Annotated in this window: 13 protein-coding genes; 9 read left to right on the forward strand and 4 right to left on the reverse strand. The window is 72.2% G+C overall.

Annotated elements, in window-relative coordinates; all coding sequences use genetic code 11:
• Positions 1 to 2: 2 nt before the first annotated feature.
• On the reverse strand, positions 3 to 596 hold the full coding sequence (locus tag FNH09_RS35175; RefSeq protein WP_338017788.1) for a TetR/AcrR family transcriptional regulator: 594 nt from the start codon (positions 594 to 596) through the stop codon (positions 3 to 5).
• Positions 597 to 879: 283 nt separating this feature from the next.
• On the opposite strand from FNH09_RS35175, the gene FNH09_RS35180 reads away from it, so the two are divergent.
• Positions 880 to 3,087 (forward strand): MMPL family transporter, encoded by a 2,208-nt coding sequence (locus tag FNH09_RS35180; RefSeq protein WP_152893952.1) that lies wholly within the window; start codon positions 880 to 882, stop codon positions 3,085 to 3,087.
• An 85-nt stretch (positions 3,088 to 3,172) separates the two neighbouring features.
• Positions 3,173 to 4,222 carry a zinc-dependent alcohol dehydrogenase family protein gene (locus tag FNH09_RS35185; protein WP_152893953.1) on the forward strand — a complete coding sequence of 350 codons (1,050 nt, stop codon included), beginning with the start codon at positions 3,173 to 3,175 and terminating at the stop codon, positions 4,220 to 4,222.
• A 141-nt stretch (positions 4,223 to 4,363) separates the two neighbouring features.
• On the opposite strand, the gene FNH09_RS49655 is transcribed toward FNH09_RS35185, so the two are convergent.
• Together FNH09_RS49655 and FNH09_RS35195 are read right to left on the reverse strand one after the other, a co-directional pair.
• Positions 4,364 to 4,564 (reverse strand): helix-turn-helix transcriptional regulator, encoded by a 201-nt coding sequence (locus tag FNH09_RS49655; RefSeq protein ID WP_152893954.1) that lies wholly within the window; start codon positions 4,562 to 4,564, stop codon positions 4,364 to 4,366.
• 248 nt (positions 4,565 to 4,812) lie between these two features.
• Complete coding sequence (locus FNH09_RS35195; protein ID WP_152893955.1) at positions 4,813 to 5,730, reverse strand: sugar phosphate isomerase/epimerase family protein; 918 nt, start codon at positions 5,728 to 5,730, stop codon at positions 4,813 to 4,815.
• Positions 5,731 to 5,852: 122 nt separating this feature from the next.
• Between FNH09_RS35195 and iolC the strand changes: the two genes are divergently transcribed.
• The 5 genes from iolC to mmsA are packed head-to-tail and all read left to right on the forward strand — an operon-like array spanning position 5,853 to position 12,123.
• Positions 5,853 to 6,821, forward strand: a complete 969-nt coding sequence (gene iolC, locus FNH09_RS35200; protein ID WP_152893956.1) for a 5-dehydro-2-deoxygluconokinase — start codon at positions 5,853 to 5,855, stop codon at positions 6,819 to 6,821.
• A 59-nt stretch (positions 6,822 to 6,880) separates the two neighbouring features.
• Complete coding sequence (locus tag FNH09_RS35205) at positions 6,881 to 7,765, forward strand: Cgl0159 family (beta/alpha)8-fold protein (RefSeq protein ID WP_162469573.1); 885 nt, start codon at positions 6,881 to 6,883, stop codon at positions 7,763 to 7,765.
• 7 nt (positions 7,766 to 7,772) lie between these two features.
• On the forward strand, positions 7,773 to 8,705 hold the full coding sequence (gene iolB, locus FNH09_RS35210) for a 5-deoxy-glucuronate isomerase (protein ID WP_152893957.1): 933 nt from the start codon (positions 7,773 to 7,775) through the stop codon (positions 8,703 to 8,705).
• Positions 8,702 to 10,606 (forward strand): 3D-(3,5/4)-trihydroxycyclohexane-1,2-dione acylhydrolase (decyclizing), encoded by a 1,905-nt coding sequence (iolD, locus tag FNH09_RS35215; RefSeq protein ID WP_152893958.1) that lies wholly within the window; start codon positions 8,702 to 8,704, stop codon positions 10,604 to 10,606. The genes iolB and iolD overlap by 4 nt, the downstream gene beginning before the upstream one ends.
• 14 nt (positions 10,607 to 10,620) lie before the next feature.
• On the forward strand, positions 10,621 to 12,123 hold the full coding sequence (mmsA, locus tag FNH09_RS35220) for a CoA-acylating methylmalonate-semialdehyde dehydrogenase (RefSeq protein ID WP_152893959.1): 1,503 nt from the start codon (positions 10,621 to 10,623) through the stop codon (positions 12,121 to 12,123).
• Between the two features lie 110 nt (positions 12,124 to 12,233).
• Here mmsA and FNH09_RS35225 read toward each other — a convergent pair whose 3' ends face one another.
• A complete protein-coding gene (locus FNH09_RS35225) occupies positions 12,234 to 13,079 on the reverse strand; it encodes an SCO4651 family lipoprotein (RefSeq protein WP_152893960.1) in 846 nt (281 codons plus the stop codon).
• 385 nt (positions 13,080 to 13,464) lie between these two features.
• On the opposite strand from FNH09_RS35225, the gene FNH09_RS35230 reads away from it, so the two are divergent.
• Both FNH09_RS35230 and FNH09_RS35235 read left to right on the forward strand, forming a co-directional pair.
• Positions 13,465 to 14,865: an APC family permease gene (locus FNH09_RS35230; RefSeq protein WP_152893961.1), complete on the forward strand. Its 1,401-nt coding sequence runs from the start codon at positions 13,465 to 13,467 to the stop codon at positions 14,863 to 14,865.
• 240 nt (positions 14,866 to 15,105) lie between these two features.
• The coding region (locus FNH09_RS35235; protein WP_162469572.1) for a S15 peptidase family protein at positions 15,106 to 16,707 on the forward strand (1,602 nt) is incomplete at its 3' end.

A 16,707-nucleotide genomic window follows, 5' to 3' on the forward strand; every position in this document is an offset into this window, starting at 1 on the left:
GGTCAGGGGGCCGGGGTCGCGGGGCGGCCGAGTCGGTCGCCGACCAGCGGGGCGAGGTACCGGATCAGCGCGTTCTTCAGCTCCTGGACGTACGCGGCGCGCTCGGCGTCCTCGTGGCCGAGGACCAGCTCCAGGCCCGCCTTGTACAGGCCCAGGCACATGTGCGCGGTGCGCGACAGGTCGGCCGGTGCCACGTCCGGCAGGAACGAGGAGAGCAGGTCCTCGATCCGGGCGAGCAGCGTGGCGTGCAGCGCGTCGTGCTCCTCGGTGATCCGGCCGGGGATGTCGGGGCCGTGCATCAGGGCGAAGAACACCGGGTGGTCGCAGTTGAACGCGATGAACCGGTCGACGGCGGCGCCGACCGCGTCCTCCAGCGGGGTCGTGGGGTCGACCGGGGCGAGGGCCGCGCCGTAGGTCTCGCGCATCTCGTGCATGAGCCGGTCGCCCAGCTCGATGGCGATCGCTTCCTTGTTCGGGAAGAACTGGTAGAGCGTGCCGGGCGAGACGCCCGCCTCGCGGGCGATGGCGTTGGTGCTGGCGGCCGTGTACCCGGTCGTGCAGAAGACGCTGGCCGCGGCCTCCAGCAGCTGGACGATACGGCGCTCGCCGCGCGCCTGACGGCGGCGCGGCTGCCCCTGCTCGGTGGCCTGCGCCTGTGCGGCGGGTCGTCCCTGCTCGACGGGCCTTCCCTGTTCCGGAGTGTCGGACTTGTCGGGCACGCGTTATCCCCAGCTCTCGGCACGCGATTGACAAACACGAGTGGCCGCTCGCATTCTGGAGAAACGCGAGCGATGTCTCGTGTTTGTCAGTCTATGGCAATGGCCGACCCATGCTCCTGCCTGCGTACAGCGCGGATCACGGTGAAGGGGACACCGCACAATGACCGAAGTCAACAGGCCACCCCGCGTCGGAGGATGGACGCGTCTCGTGACCGCGCGCCCCCGGCTGTCGCTGCTGGCCGCCCTGGTGCTCACCGTGCTCGCCGTGCTGGCCGGCAGCGGGGTCGCCGACCGGCTGGGCAGCGGCGGCTGGGAGGACCCGGACGCACAGTCGACCTACGCGACGAAGGCGCTGGAGCGCGAGTTCCCCGGCTCCCAGCCCAACCTCCTGCTGCTGATAGACACCGGCGCCGCCTCGGTGGACGACCCGGCCGTCGCCGCCGAGGCGAACCGGCTCACCGCACGGCTGGCCCGGGAGAAGGGCGTGACCGGCGTCGGTTCCTACTGGGCTTCGAAGGCGCCGGCCCTGCGCGCCGAGGACGGTCACGAGGCGCTGATCGCCGCCCACATCACGGGCGACGAGAAGGCGATGGGCGACACCCTGGACCGCATCGCGCCCTCCTATCGGGGGACGCGGGGCCCGCTGACGGTGAAGGTCGGCGGCATCGTCGCCGTACGGCACGAGATGCAGACGATCATCCGCGAGGACCTGACCCGGGCCGAGATGATCGCCCTGCCGATCACCCTGGTGCTGCTGGTGATGGTCTTCGGCAGCGCGGTCGCCGCCCTGCTGCCGCTCGGCATCGGCATCGTCGCGATCCTCGGCACCAACGCGGTGCTGCGCGGCCTGTCCGAGTTCACCGACGTCTCGGTCTTCGCGATGAACCTCACCACGGCCCTCGGCCTGGGTCTGGCCATCGACTACGCCCTGTTCGTCGTCCGCCGCTTCCGCGAGGAACTGTCCACCGGCGCCGAACCGCTGACCGCCGTCGCCACCACCCTGCGCACGGCCGGGCGCACGGTCCTGTTCTCCGCGCTCACGGTCGCCGTGTCCCTGGCGGCGATGCTCGTCTTCCCGCAGTACTTCCTGCGCTCCTTCGCCTACGCCGGCATCGCGGTGGTGCTGCTGGCCGCCGCGGCCGCCCTGATCCTGCTCCCGGCCGCGCTGGTCCTGCTCGGCCACCGGGTCGACTCGCTCGACCTGCGCCGGCTGCTGCGCCGCGGCCGGACCCCGAGGAGTTCCGGCGAGGAGGGCACGGCCTGGGCGCGCACGGCGACCCTGGTCATGCGCCGGGCCCCGTTCTTCGCGCTGGCCACCACCGCCGTCCTCGTCCTGCTCGGCCTGCCCTTCGTGGGCGTGAAGTTCGGCACCGCGGACGACCGCCAGCTGCCCACCACGGCCGAGTCCCACGCCGTGCAGCAGCACATCCGCGACGACTTCCCGGGCAACCCCGGCGGCGGCCTGGAGATCCTCGCCGAGGGCGCCGCGACCCAGCCGCAGTACGCCGCCTACAAGGAGCGGATCGCCGCCCTGCCGGAGGTGGCGGGGGTCGACGGTCCCCTGGTGCGGGGCGACTCGGCGTACTTCACGGTGCTGCCGAAGGGCGAGGCCGTGGACGACGCCGCCCAGCGGCTGGTCGGCGACCTGCGCGCCCTGGACGCCCCCTTCGACACCAAGGTCACCGGCACGGCCGCGGTCTTGGTGGACTCCAAGCACGCGCTCGCGGAGCGGCTGCCCTGGGCGGCCGCGATCATCGCGGTGGTCACCCTGCTGCTGGTCTTCCTCCTCACCGGCAGCGTGCTCATCCCGGTCCAGGCCGTCCTGCTGAACGCGCTCAGCCTGACGGCGATGTTCGGCGCGGTGGTCTGGGTCTTCCAGGACGGCCATCTCTCCGGCCTGCTCGGCTTCACCGCCACCGGATCCATCGAGACCACCCTGCCGGTCCTGATGTTCTGCGTGGCCTTCGGCCTCTCCATGGACTACGGCGTGTTCCTGCTCTCCCGCATCAAGGAGGAGTACGACCGGACCGGCGACCACCGCGAGGCGGTCCGGCACGGCCTCCAGCGCACCGGCGGCCTGATCACCGCAGCCGCGGTCATCCTCGCCGTGGTGATGGTCGCCATCGGCACCTCCCGGGTGACCAACACCAAGATGCTGGGGCTGGGCATCGCGCTGGCGGTGCTGATGGACGCGATGGTCGTCCGCAGCCTGCTGGTCCCGGCGATCATGCGGCTCACGGGCCGTGCGACCTGGTGGGCACCGGCCCCGCTGCGCCGGTTCCACCAGCGGTTCGGACTGAGCGAGGGAGAGCCCGCGCAGGCCGCCGGACCCCTGCCGGACCGGGACAAGGTCGGCGTGCCCGGATAGCGTTCCGCCGAGGTGGCGCGGGAGCCCCGGGGCGGCCGGCCCCGGGGCGGAGCGGACACGGCGGAAGAGGAAGCGGGGCGGGCACATGCGGGCTGTGGTGTTCGAGCGGTACGGCGAGGCGGCCGAGGTGCGGGAGGTGGCCGATCCGCGCCCCGCCGAGCACGGGGTCGTGGTGCGGGTCGCGGCCACCGGGCTGTGCCGCAGCGACTGGCACGGCTGGCAGGGCCACGACCCGGACATCACCCTGCCCCATGTGCCCGGCCATGAACTGGCCGGTGTCGTCGAGGCGGTGGGCCCCCGGGTGACCGGCTGGCGTCCCGGCGACCGGGTCACCGTCCCGTTCGTCTGCGCCTGCGGCACCTGCCCGGCCTGCGCGGCGGGGCAGCAGCAGGTGTGCGAGCGCCAGACGCAGCCGGGCTTCACCCACTGGGGCTCCTTCGCCCAGTACGTGGCCCTGGACCACGCCGACGTGAACCTGGTCGCCGTCCCCGACGGAATGTCCTTCGCCACCGCGGCCTCGCTCGGCTGCCGGTTCGCGACGGCGTTCCGGGCGGTGGTGCAGCAGGGCCGGGTGGCGGCGGGGGAGTGGGTCGCGGTGCACGGCTGCGGAGGCGTCGGCCTGTCGGCGGTGATGATCGCGGCCGCGGCGGGAGCGCGGGTCGTCGCCGTCGACGTGGCGCCGGGGGCCCTGGACCTGGCCCGGAAGTTCGGCGCGGTCCACTGCGTCGACGCCACTCGCACGGCGGACCCGGCGCAGGCAGTCCGCGAGCTCACCGCCGGTGGCGCGCACCTCTCCCTGGACGCCCTCGGCTCCCCAGCCACCTGCGCGGCCTCGGTGAACGGGCTGCGCCGCCGCGGCCGGCACGTCCAGGTCGGCCTGCTGCCGTCGGCGGACGGAACGACCCCCGTCCCCATGGCCCGCGCGCTCGCCCTGGAACTGGAACTGCTCGGCAGCCACGGCATGGCCGCGCACGCCTATCCCGAGATGCTCGGACTGGTCTGCGCGGGCGTTCTGCGCCCCGACCTGCTGGTGACGGCGACGATCCCGCTGGACGCTGCGCCGGACGCGCTCGCCGCGATGGGGACCCCGGCGGCCTCGGGCGCCGGGGTCACGGTCATCGAGCCGTGGAGCTGACCGGAGAGCCACCGTCGAGGGATCCGTACCGGGGAACCCGTACCGGAGAGAGCCGTAGGGGGGAGATCCGCCCGACGGGCTGTGCCCCGACCGGGGGCGGGGCACAGCCGGAAGGTCGCGCGGGCGGACCCGGCCGGTCGCTCAGCCCACTCTCCGCCCCCGGTTGCCGGGCCTGGACGCGACCCAGGAGCGGACGGTCTCGGCGTACCAGTAGGGCTTCCCGCTCTCCACATGATCGGGCGCGGGCAGCAGTCCGTGCTTGCGGTAGGACCGTACGGTGTCCGGCTGCACCTTGATGTGCGCCGCGATCTCCTTGTACGACCAGAGCCTTCGGTCGGTCATGGGTTGCACCTCCCTGCGCGCGCCGCGGCGGCGGCCGGGGGGTGGCCGTCGGAGGAGCCGGGTGCTGCGCTGGCGATCACGAGCCTGTGTCCCGTGAACGACGCGGAGTGACGACCCGGCCCCGCCCGTCGACCGGGTGTGACGTGAAACCCGCGTACACGCGACATCCGTGACACGTCAGAGGTATTTGTGACAGAGGTGAAGCAAAACCCCCTGGGGGACAGCCCTACTCAGGGGTAGGGGGAGGGCTAAGCCCCGCAGGACCTCAGGAAAGCCCGGGTCCGCCGGGCGACCGGCAGCGGGCGGTCCGGCTCGCACGGGTACATGTCCTGCTCGACGATCGCGAAGAGGTCCACGTCCAGCTTCTGCGCCGCCTCCAGCACCGGCCCCAGTGCGGGCACCCCGGACGGGGGTTCGCACATGACACCGCGGGCCACGGCCGGCCCGAACGGGATCTCCCGCGCCCGCACCTCCGCCAGGATCTCCGGGTCGACCTGCTTGAGGTGCAGGTACCCGATGCGCTCGCCGTAGGTCTCGATCAGCTTGACGCTGTCGCCGCCGCAGTACGCGTAGTGCCCGGTGTCCAGGCACAGCGACACCAGCGCGGGGTCCGTGCCGTCGAGGAAGCGGGTGACGTTCTCCTCGCTGTCGATGTGGGTGTCGGCGTGCGGATGGACGACGATCTCCAGCCCGTAGCGCTCGCGCACCTCGTGCCCCAGCCGTTCGGTCAGCGAGGTGAGATCCCGCCACTGCCGCGGTGTCAGCGTGTCCGGCTCCAGCACCTCGCCGGTCCTGTCGTCCCGCCAGAAGGACGGGATGACGACCAGGTGGGCGGCGCCCATCGCCCGGGTCAGCGCCGCGATGTCCGAGACGTGCGCCCAGGTCCGGTCCCACACGTCCGGACCGTGGTGCAGGCCGGTGAAGACGGTTCCGGCCGACACCTTCAGACCGCGCCGCGCGGTCTCCTCGGCGAGCACGGCCGGATCGCTCGGCAGATAGCCGTACGGCCCCAGCTCGATCCACTCGTAGCCGGCGTCGGCGACCTCGTCGAGGAAGCGCTGCCACGGCACCTGTCGCGGGTCGTCCGGGAACCAGACACCCCATGAGTCGGGCGCCGAACCGATCCGGATACGGGAGAGTGAGGACTGCGGCGACAACGAAGTCATGGCCGTCAGCGTGCGGTTCCGGCAGACGGGTGTCAAGCGCTGGTCCGAATGTCCGGACAAAACATTGACAGGGCTCGGGGTCCGGCACTAAAACCGGGAGGAGCCGAAGCGAAGGGAAGCCGATGGCGTACGACCTGATCACCATGGGGCGGATCGGAGTGGACCTCTATCCGTTGCAGACGGGCGTGCCCCTGGCCCAGGTGTCGGCGTTCGGGAAGTTCCTCGGCGGCTCCGCCACCAACGTCGCCGTCGCGGCGGCCCGGCTCGGCCGGAGCACCGCCGTGATCACCCGGACGGGCGACGACCCCTTCGGCGCCTATCTCCACGAAGCCCTGCGCGGCTTCGGCGTGGACGACCGCTGGGTCACCGCCGTCCCCGGGCTGCCGACCCCGGTCACCTTCTGCGAGATCTTCCCGCCGGACGACTTCCCGCTGTACTTCTACCGGCAGCCCAAGGCGCCCGACCTGGAGATCGACGCCCGCGAACTCGACCTCGACGCCGTCCGCGACGCGCGCGTCTTCTGGATCACCGGCACCGGTCTGAGCGAGGAACCGAGCCGTACGGCGACCCTGGCGGCCCTCGCCCACCGCGACCGGGCCGGTACGACGGTCTTCGACCTCGACTGGCGCCCCATGTTCTGGAAGGGCGCCGACGGGAGCGGCCCGGCCGCCGCCGCGCGCCCCTGGTACGCCGAGGCGCTGCGCCACGCCACCGTCGCCGTCGGCAACCTCGACGAGGTGGAGGTCGCCACCGGGCTGCGCGAGCCGCACGCCGCCGCCCGCGCGCTGCTCGCGGCCGGCGTCGAGCTCGCCGTCGTCAAGCAGGGCCCCAAGGGCGTCCTCGCCGTCGACCGGGCGGGCGGCTGCGCCGAGGTGCCGCCGCTGCCCGTGGACGTCCTCAACGGTCTGGGCGCCGGCGACGCCTTCGGCGGCGCGCTCTGCCACGGCCTGCTGAGCGGCTGGGACCTGGAGCGGACCATGCGCTACGCCAACGCGGCCGGTGCCATCGTTGCCTCCCGGCTGGAGTGCTCCTCCGCGATGCCCACCCCGGACGAGATCGAGGCCGCGCTCACCGCCGGAGCGGTGCGGTGAGGGCCGGCCGCGTCGGAGAGGCCCACCGCGACGGCGGTTCCGGGGGCGCGTACGCGCGCGTGGACGTCGCGGAACTCGTGCGCATCCGCACCCGGCACCCCGAGCGGATCGCCGAGGCCGCGGCCCGCCGCCGACGCAGACCGCTGCTCGGCGACCGCGGCCGGCTGATGATCGTCGCCGCCGACCATCCGGCCCGCGGCGCCCTCGGTGCGGGCGGCCGCGGTCTCGCCATGGCCAACCGCGCCGACCTCCTGGAGCGCCTGTGCCTGGCGCTGTCCCGGCCGGGCGTGGACGGCGTCCTGGCCACCGCCGACATCCTCGACGACCTGCTCCTGCTCGGCGCCCTCGACCACAAGGTCGTCATGGGCTCCATGAACCGCGGCGGCCTCCAGGGCGCGTCCTTCGAGCTCGACGACCGCTTCACCGGGCACCGCCCCGAGGACATCCACCGTCTCGGCTTCGACGCGGGCAAGCTGCTGCTGCGCATCGACTACGACGACCCGGGCTCCCTCACCACCCTGGAGTCCACCGCCCGCGCCGTCGACGAGATGGCCGCGCGCCGACTGCCCGTCTTCGTCGAGCCGTTCATCAGCCGCCGCGCCCCCGACGGCAGGCTCGTCAACGACCTGTCGGCCGACGCCGTCACCCGTTCCATCGCCATCGCCTCCGGTCTGGGCGGCAGTTCGGCCTACACCTGGCTGAAGGTGCCGGTCACCGACAACCCCGACGACATGGCCCAGGTGATGGAGACCTCCACGCTGCCCGCCGTCCTGCTCGGCGGCGAGGTCGGCGGTCAGGCCGGGGACCAGGCGGCCGCCTACGAGAAGTGGCGCGGGGCCCTGCAACTGCCCACCGTCCAGGGTCTGGTGGTCGGCCGTTCGCTGCTCTACCCGGCGGACGGGGACGTGGCCGCCGCCGTGGACACCGCCGTAGGACTGCTGTGAGGGCCGGATGACGGACGACGAGCCGCACACCACGACGCACACCACGACGAGCGCCACGACAGGCACCGGGACAGGCACCGGGACAGGCACCGGGACGCATGCGGGGTCGCAGGCCGCGACGGGCACCCGCCTGTACGTGCCCAGGGGCAGCACCGCCGACGCGCGGCACGTGCTCGACATCGGCCCCGAACGGGCCGGTTGGACCCACAGCAGTCTGCGGGTCATCGAGCTGACACCGGGCGGCACGCATACGTTCACCAGCGCGGGAAGTGAATGGATCGTGCTTCCGCTGGAAGGCGGATGTACCGTGCGCACAGAGCGGAGAGAGTTCCAACTCCTGGGCAGGGAAAGCGTTTTCAGCGGGGTCACCGACTTCGCCTACGTGCCCCGGGACGCCCAGGTCCAGATCGCCTCCGGCGCGGGAGGCCGCTTCGCCCTGGCAGGAGCGAAGTGCGAGCGACGACTCCCCGCCCGCTACGGCCCCGCGCCGGAGGTCCCCGTCGAGCAGCGCGGCAGCGGCACCTGCGCCCGCCAGGTGCGCAACTTCGCCTCCGCCGACGCGTTCGACTGCGACCGGCTGATCGCCGTGGAGGTCGTCACTCCCGGTGGCAACTGGTCCTCGTACCCGCCGCACAAGCACGACGAGCACCGGCCGGGCGAGGAGTCGGAGCTGGAGGAGATCTACTACTTCGAGATCGACGGCCCGAACGGGTTCGGCTACCAGCGCGTGTTCCCCTCCCGCGAGGGCGGGTCCGACGTCCTCGCGGAGGTCCGCACCGGCGACGTCGTGCTCGTCCCCGACGGCTGGCACGGCCCGTCCGTCGCCCAGCCGGGGCACGCCATGTACTACCTCAACGTCATGGCCGGTCCGGGCGCGACGCGGGAGTGGCGGATCCGCTTCCACCCGGACCACGTGGACCGCACAGGAGGCTACCGATGACGTCGCCGACCACGCCCGCCCCGACGACCAGGCTCACGGTCGCGCAGGCGCTCGTGCGCTTCCTGTCCGTCCAGTACACCGAGCGGGACGGCGTCCGGCAGCGGATGATCGGCGCGACCTGGGGCATCTTCGGGCACGGGAACGTCGCCGGGATCGGCCAGGCGCTCGTCGAGCACGCCGACGCCATGCCGTTCCACCAGGGCCGCAACGAGCAGTCCATGGTGCACGCGGCGGTCGGCTACGCCCGCCAGTCGAACCGGCTGTCCACGCACGCCGTGACCACCTCCATCGGTCCGGGCGCGACCAACCTCGTCACCGGCGCCGCGCTGGCCACGGTCAACCATCTGCCGGTGCTGCTGCTGCCCGGCGACACCTTCGCCACCCGGGTGGCCGACCCGGTCCTCCAGCAGCTCGAAGTCCCGTACGCGGGCGATGTGTCGGTCAACGACTGTCTGCGTCCGGTGTCGCGCCACTTCGACCGGATCACCCGTCCCGAGGCGCTGATCCCGGCCGCCCTCCAGGCGATGCGCGTGCTCACCGACCCGGTGGAGACGGGGGCCGTCACGCTGGCCCTGCCGCAGGACGTGCAGGCCGAGGCGTACGACTGGCCGCGGGAGTTCTTCGCCGAGCGCACCTGGGCGGTCCGCCGGCCCGGCGCCGACCCGGCGGAGCTCGCCGAGGCGGTCCGGGCGATCCGCGCCGCGCGCCGGCCGCTGCTGGTCGCGGGCGGCGGGGTCCACCACAGCCGGGCCGAGGACGCGCTCGCCGAGTTCGCCGCCGCCACCGGCATCCCGGTCGCCTCCACCCAGGCCGGCAAGGGCTCCCTGCGCCACGACCATCCGCAGGACGTCGGAGGCGTCGGCCACACCGGCACGGCGACCGCCGACGACCTGGCCCGCGGCGCCGACCTGGTGATCGGCGTCGGGACCCGGTACACCGACTTCACCACCGCCTCCCGCACCCTGTTCACCGGCGACGGCGTGCGCTTCCTCAACCTCAACATCGCCGCCTTCGACGGTCACAAGCTCGGCGGGCTGCCCCTGATCGCGGACGCCCGCAGCGGCCTCCAGGAGCTGACCGAGGCCCTGGCCGTGCACGATCACCGGGTCGCACGGGCGTACGTCGACGAGTACACCGAGGGCAAGGAACGCTGGGAACGGCGCGTCGACGCCTGCTACGAGGCGGCCGACCCGGACCTGCGGCCCACCCAGGCGCAGGTGCTGGGCGCGCTGGACGCCCTCGTCGACGGGACGGACGTGATCATCAATGCGGCCGGCTCCCTCCCCGGCGACCTGCACAAACTCTGGCGGGCCCGCTCGCCCGACCAGTACCACCTGGAGTACGGCTACTCCTGCATGGGCTACGAGATCCCGGCCGCCATCGGGGTGAAACTCGCGGCGCCGGACCGCCAGGTGTGGGCACTGGTGGGCGACGGTACCTATCTGATGATGCCGACCGAGATCGTCACCGCCGTGCAGGAAGGCATCGCGATCAAGATGCTGCTCGTGCAGAACCACGGCTACGCGTCCATCGGCGGTCTGTCGGAGTCGGTCGGCGCCGAGCGGTTCGGCACGGCGTACCGCCTGCGGTCCCCCGCGGACGGTTCCTACACCGGGGCGCCGCTGCCGGTCGACCTCGCCGCCAACGCGGCCAGCCTCGGGATGCGGGTGCTGCGCGCGGGGACGGTCCGGGAACTGCGCGCGGCCCTCGCGCAGGCACGGGCCGCCGACACTCCCACATGTGTCTACGTGGAGACCGAAACCGCAGACACAGTGTCGGGCCCGCCCCCGGCACAGGCCTGGTGGGATGTACCTGTGGCCGAGACCGCGACCCGGAGGTCGGCGGTCGAGGCGCGCGAGCTGTACGAACGGCACGTCTCCACCCGACGCCGCCATCTGTGAAGGAGCTACTGGGCATGACGAAGATCGTCAACCACTGGATCGGCGGCAAGACCGTCGAAGGCGCGTCGGGTACGTTCGGGCCGGTCACCGACCCGGCGACCGGCGCGGTCACCACGAAGGTCGCGTTCGCGACGGTCGACGAGGTGGACGCGGCGGTGGCCGCCGCGAAGGACGCCTGGGCGACCTGGGGCACCTCGTCGCTGGCCAAGCGGACCGCGATCCTGTTCAAGTTCCGCGCCCTGCTGGACGAGCACCGCGACGAGATCGCCGAGCTGATCACCGCCGAGCACGGCAAGGTGCACTCGGACGCGCTCGGCGAGGTCGCGCGCGGCCTGGAGATCGTCGAGCTGGCCTGCGGGATCACCGTGCAGCTCAAGGGCGAGCTGTCGACCGAGGTGGCCTCCCGGGTCGACGTGTCCTCGATCCGGCAGCCGCTGGGTGTCGTCGCGGGCATCACGCCGTTCAACTTCCCGGCGATGGTCCCGATGTGGATGTTCCCGATCGCCATCGCCTGCGGCAACACCTTCGTGCTGAAGCCGTCCGAGAAGGACCCGTCGGTCTCCCTGAAGCTCGCCGAGCTGCTCGCCCAGGCCGGACTGCCGGACGGCGTCTTCAACGTCGTGCACGGCGACAAGGTCGCCGTCGACCGTCTCCTGGAGCACCCGGACGTCAAGGCCGTCTCCTTCGTCGGCTCGACCCCGATCGCCCGCTACATCCACACCACGGCCGCCGCCAACGGCAAGCGCGTACAGGCGCTGGGCGGTGCCAAGAACCACATGCTGGTCCTGCCGGACGCCGATCTGGACGCGGCCGCCGACGCCGCCGTGTCGGCCGCCTACGGCTCCGCGGGCGAGCGCTGCATGGCCATCTCGGCCGTCGTCGCGGTCGGTGCGATCGGCGACGAGCTGGTGAGCAGGATCCGCGAGCGCGCCGAGAAGATCAAGATCGGCCCGGGCAACGACCCGGCCTCCGAGATGGGCCCGCTGATCACCAAGGCCCACCGCGACAAGGTCGCCTCCTATGTGACGGGCGCGGCGGAGCAGGGCTGCGAGGTCGTCCTGGACGGCACCGGGTACACCGTCGAGGGCTTCGAGGACGGCCACTGGGTCGGTCTCTCGCTGCTCGACCGGGTGCCGACCTCGGCCGACGCGTACCGGGACGAGATCTTCGGCCCCGTGCTGTGCGTGCTGCGCGTGGACACCTACGAGGAGGGTGTGGCCCTCATCAACGCCTCGCCCTTCGGTAACGGCACCGCGATCTTCACCCGGGACGGCGGCGCCGCGCGCCGCTTCCAGCTGGAGATCGAGGCGGGCATGGTCGGGGTGAACGTGCCGATCCCGGTGCCGGTGGGCTACCACTCGTTCGGCGGCTGGAAGGACTCGCTCTTCGGCGACCACCACATCTACGGCAACGACGGCACGCACTTCTACACCCGCGGCAAGGTCGTCACCACGCGCTGGCCGGACCCGTCCGAGGCCCCCGCGGGCGTCGACCTCGGCTTCCCGCGCAACCACTGAGCCGTAGACCTCAAGGGCCGGTACGTCTCCGGTCCCACAGCTCGCGAGGCCCCGCCCGACACCGGGAGGGCGGGGCCTCGTCGCTGCGGTGCCGGACGCGGCGGCCGGGCTCAGTTCTGCGCCGACTGGGCCTTCTTGATCTGCTCGGTGACGTCGCCCACCTGCGAGGCCGGCGGCGCCTTGACCGCGGCCGTGGCGCCGAACTTCTCGAAGTCCATGGTGACCGCCGCCGTCCCGAACTTCTCCTTCATACGTACGGGCAGGTCCTTGGCACCGACCCAGACGTCCATGGTGATGGACTCGGCGCCGCCGGTCATGGAACCGAAGAGGTTGTCCTTGTCGCCGTAGGCGTCCTTGAACTTGCCCATGTGCGCCTTGTCGATCACGGCCCGGTAGTGGGTCGTGCTCTGCCCGTCGACGGTCTCCTTGCCGAGGTTCTCGACGTCGTTGGCGTACTTGAGGCCCTTCATGGACGCGGACGGGCTGCCGCCGCCGCTGCCGCCGAGCGCCTGCGCGCCCTCCTTGCCGAAGACCGCCGAGGCGTCGACCTTCATCCACTCCTTGCCCTTGAGCGGGCCGGAGGGCTGCGGGTCGACGTCGTAGTAGTAGGCGCCGTCGACGAACAGCATGCGGATCTTCGGGGAGGACGTCAGCTGCTGCATCTGGGCGGCCTTGGTGTCCATCTCGGTGTCGAAGGCGAACCCGTCGCCCCAGGAGTAGGTGCCCTCCATGGTGACCGGGGTGCCCGTGCCCATGTCGGTGGACATCTTCACGTACGCCGAGCCGAGCTGTTCGGTGCGGTCGGACGCCCGGGTGAGCGCCGCCATGATCTTGTCGGAGTTGTCGGCGACGCTGTCGGCCGCCTTCTTGGCCGTCTGCCCCGCGCCGCACGCGGAGGTCGCCATCAGCGCGGCGGCCGTGAACCCCACCCAGGCCGCCGTGTACCTCAGCTTCATCTGTCCCCACCCGTTGCTGTGATTCGACTGTGCTGTCGACTCTAGTGGGACCCACTGACACTCCCGCGACCCAATTTGCCGCCCAGGGACAGGATCGGGACGTTTCAGGCGTCCGGATTCCGGACATCTTCACGCGATTTTGACGAGTGTGCTGCGATTCTCGTATCGCCCTCGAGCGAGGAAGGGTCCGGCAGAAGTGCTGTATTCGCGATCAATGGCGGCTTCGATCTACGAATTCCGTAGGTAAACAGCTATTGACGCACCGGTTTTCGTCGATGTTCCATGCGGGCATACGGGAGCGGACGAAGAGAAGTACGACGCGAGCCGCCGGAGGCGATAGCGCTCCCGCCCGAAGTTCCCCGCACCAGTTGATCGGAACCGCCGCATGACCGACACGCTCCGCCCTGTCGCCCCCGACGTCACGGAGGCCCCCGACAGCAGTCCCCGGACACTGAAGCGTTCCATCGGAGTCGTCGGCGGCACGCTGCTCACGCTCTCCTGCGTGACCCCGGCGTCCACGCTCTTCGTGGTCATTCCCGACCTGTTCGGCTCGCTCGGCACCGCCACCGCCCTCACCATCGCCATCGGCTCCCTCCTCTGTATCGCCGTGGCGTTCTGCTACTCGGAACTGGGCACCCTCATCCCCAGCGCCGGCGGCGAGTACGCCATGGTCTCGACGATGGCCGGACGCCTCGCGGGCTGGCTGGTCTTCGTGATGTCCCTGCTGGTGGTCATGATCGTCCCGCCGGTGATCGCCATCGGCACCGCCGACTACCTCGCGCCCGTGGTGCACCTCGACCCGGCGATGACCGGCGCGGGCGTGATGCTGCTGGCCACCGTCGCCGGTCTGCTCGACCTGCGCGCCAACGCCTGGATCACCGGCATCTTCCTGGTCCTGGAGGTCATCGCGGCCGGTGTCGTGGCCCTGCTGGGATTCACCCACAGCCAGCGCGGCCTCGGCAGCCTGACCTCGATGCAGGTCGGCGGGAGCGGCGGGCACACCGACGCCGTCACGGGCATGCTCGTCATCTCCGGGCTCGCCATCGCCCTCTTCGCCACCCAGGGCTTCTCCACCGCCGTCTACCTCTCCGAGGAGCTGGAGAACCCGCGGCGCAACGTCGCCCGCACGGTGCTGGCCACCCTCGCCATCTCCACCGTCGTCATCCTGGTCCCGGTCGTCGCCATCACCATGGGCGCCTCCGACATCCAGGAACTCACCGGCGGCGACATCAGCAGCATGGTCACCGCCTGGTCCAACTCGGCCGTCGGCACCTTCGTCAGTCTCTGCGTCGCCCTCGCGATCATCAACGCGGGCATCGTCATGGTCATCCAGAACTCCCGCGTCCTGTTCGCCTCGGCCCGTGACAAGGCCTGGCCCGAGCCGGTCAACAACGGTCTGTCCAAGCTCGGCCGGTTCGGCTCCCCCTGGGTCGCCACGCTGCTGGTGGGCGTCCCCGGCGCGGCCCTCTGCTTCGTCAACCTCGACACCCTGTACGGCGTCACGGGCGTGTCGGTGACCGCCATGTACCTGCTCGTCGCGGTCGCCGCCCTGCTCGCCCGCCGCGGACACCACAAGCACACCCCGGCCTGGCGGATGCCGCTGTGGCCCGCGATGCCGATCCTGCTGATCGTCGTCCTCGCCTACGTCCTCACCCAGCAGGAGACGCAGTACCTGCTGTGGACCGGCGGCATCACCGCCGTCGCCACCCTCTACTGGGCCTTCTACCTGCGCCCGCGCCGCGACACCCGCTGGCTGGTGTCCATCCCGGAGGACGCCCAGGTCTGAGCCCCCGAGGGGCGCCCCAGCGGTCCCCGTCACCCCGTGCACCTCCCGTCGTCCTCGTCACCCGCTCCCCGGCGGGTGCCGAGGACGACGTCGTTCCCACGGTGCCCCGCGAGACCCGGCCGCCCGGCCCCGCGTACCACGCTCGCGGTACGCGGCACCGGTCCCGTACGCCCGGGGGAGGGCCGGGTGCTCCGACCCGGGACTGCTTCGGATGTCGGTGGCGGACCGTACCGTTGACGCATGGATCTTCGACTGCCCGCGCTGCGCGGGCTACGGAAGCCGCGGCGGCTGCTGGCCGCCGCGGCCGCCGTCGTCGTGCTCGCCGGTGCCGGGACATGGACCGCCGTCGCCTCCGACGACGCGCCCCCGGTACACCGGGCCGACCGGGTCCTGGCCGTGGACGGCGTGCACCTGGACACCTCGTACTTCACCACCGCCACCCCCGGCCGCCGCCCCGCCGTCCTGCTCGCGCACGGCTTCGGCGGCAGCAAGGACGACGTCCGCCAACAGGCGGAGGACCTGGCCCGCGACGGGTACGCGGTACTGACCTGGTCGGCGCGCGGCTTCGGACGGTCGACGGGCAGGATCGGGCTGAACGACCCCGAGGGCGAGGTCGCCGACGTCTCGAAGCTGATCGACTGGCTCGCCCGGCAGCCCCAGGTCCGGCTCGACAAGGCAGGCGACCCGCGCGTGGGCGTCGCGGGCGGCTCCTACGGCGGCGCGATCTCCCTGCTGGCCGCCGGGTACGACGCCCGGGTGGACGCCATCGCCCCGGCCGTCACCTACTGGAACCTCGCCGACGCCCTGTTCCCCAACGGTGTGTTCAAGAAGCTGTGGGCCGGCATCTTCGTCAACACCGGCGGCGGCTGCGCCCGGTTCGAACCCACGCTGTGCGCGATGTACCAGCGGGTGGCCGAGTCGGGGACACCGGACGACAAGGCCCGCGAACTGCTCCAGGAGCGCTCCCCGGCCGCCGTCGCCGACCGCATCAAGGTCCCCACCCTGCTGGTGCAGGGCCAGACCGACTCGCTCTTCCCGCTCGGCCAGGCCGACGCCGCAGCCAAGGCCATCCGGGCCAACGGCGTCCCGGTCGACGTCGACTGGATCGCCGGCGGACACGATGGCGGCGACTGGGAGGACGACCGCGTCCAGGCCCGCGTCGCCAACTGGTTCGACCGCTGGCTCAAGAACGACAAGGGCACCGACACCGGCCCCGCCTTCCGCGTCACCCGCACCGGCGGCCTCGACTCCACCGACGGCGCCGCCCGGCTGCGCGGCGCGAGCGCGGACACCTACCCCGGCCTGGACAGCGGCACCCGGACCGTCGCGCTGACCGGCCGCGAGCAGCGCTTCGACAACCCCGCCGGCGCCACCCCGCCCGCGGTCTCGGCGCTGCCCGGCCTCGGCACCGGCGGCGGACTCGCCCAGCTGTCCAGCCTGGGCGTCGGGGTGTCGCTCGACTTCCCCGGCCAGTACGCCGCCTTCGAGTCGGCGCCCCTGACCCGCGACCTCACCGTCACCGGATCCCCGACCGTCACCGTCCACGTCACCTCGACCAGTGACGACGCCGTACTGTTCGCCAAGGTCTACGACGTCGGCGGGGGCGGCACCGGACAGGTGCTGCCCGCCCAGCTCGTGACACCCGTCCGGGTCCAGGGCGCCCGGACCGGCAAGGACGTGACACTCACCCTCCCGGCCGTCGACCACCAGGTCCAGAAGGGCCACCGGCTGCGCCTGGTCCTCGCCTCGACCGACCTCGCCTACGCCTCCCCGGCCGCCCCGGCGACGTACACCGTCTCCCTCAAGAGCGACCTGCGCGTACCCACCGCCCCCGAGGTCACC

The organism is Streptomyces adustus (assembly GCF_009377175.1).
GTDB classification, from domain to species: domain Bacteria; phylum Actinomycetota; class Actinomycetes; order Streptomycetales; family Streptomycetaceae; genus Streptomyces; species Streptomyces adustus.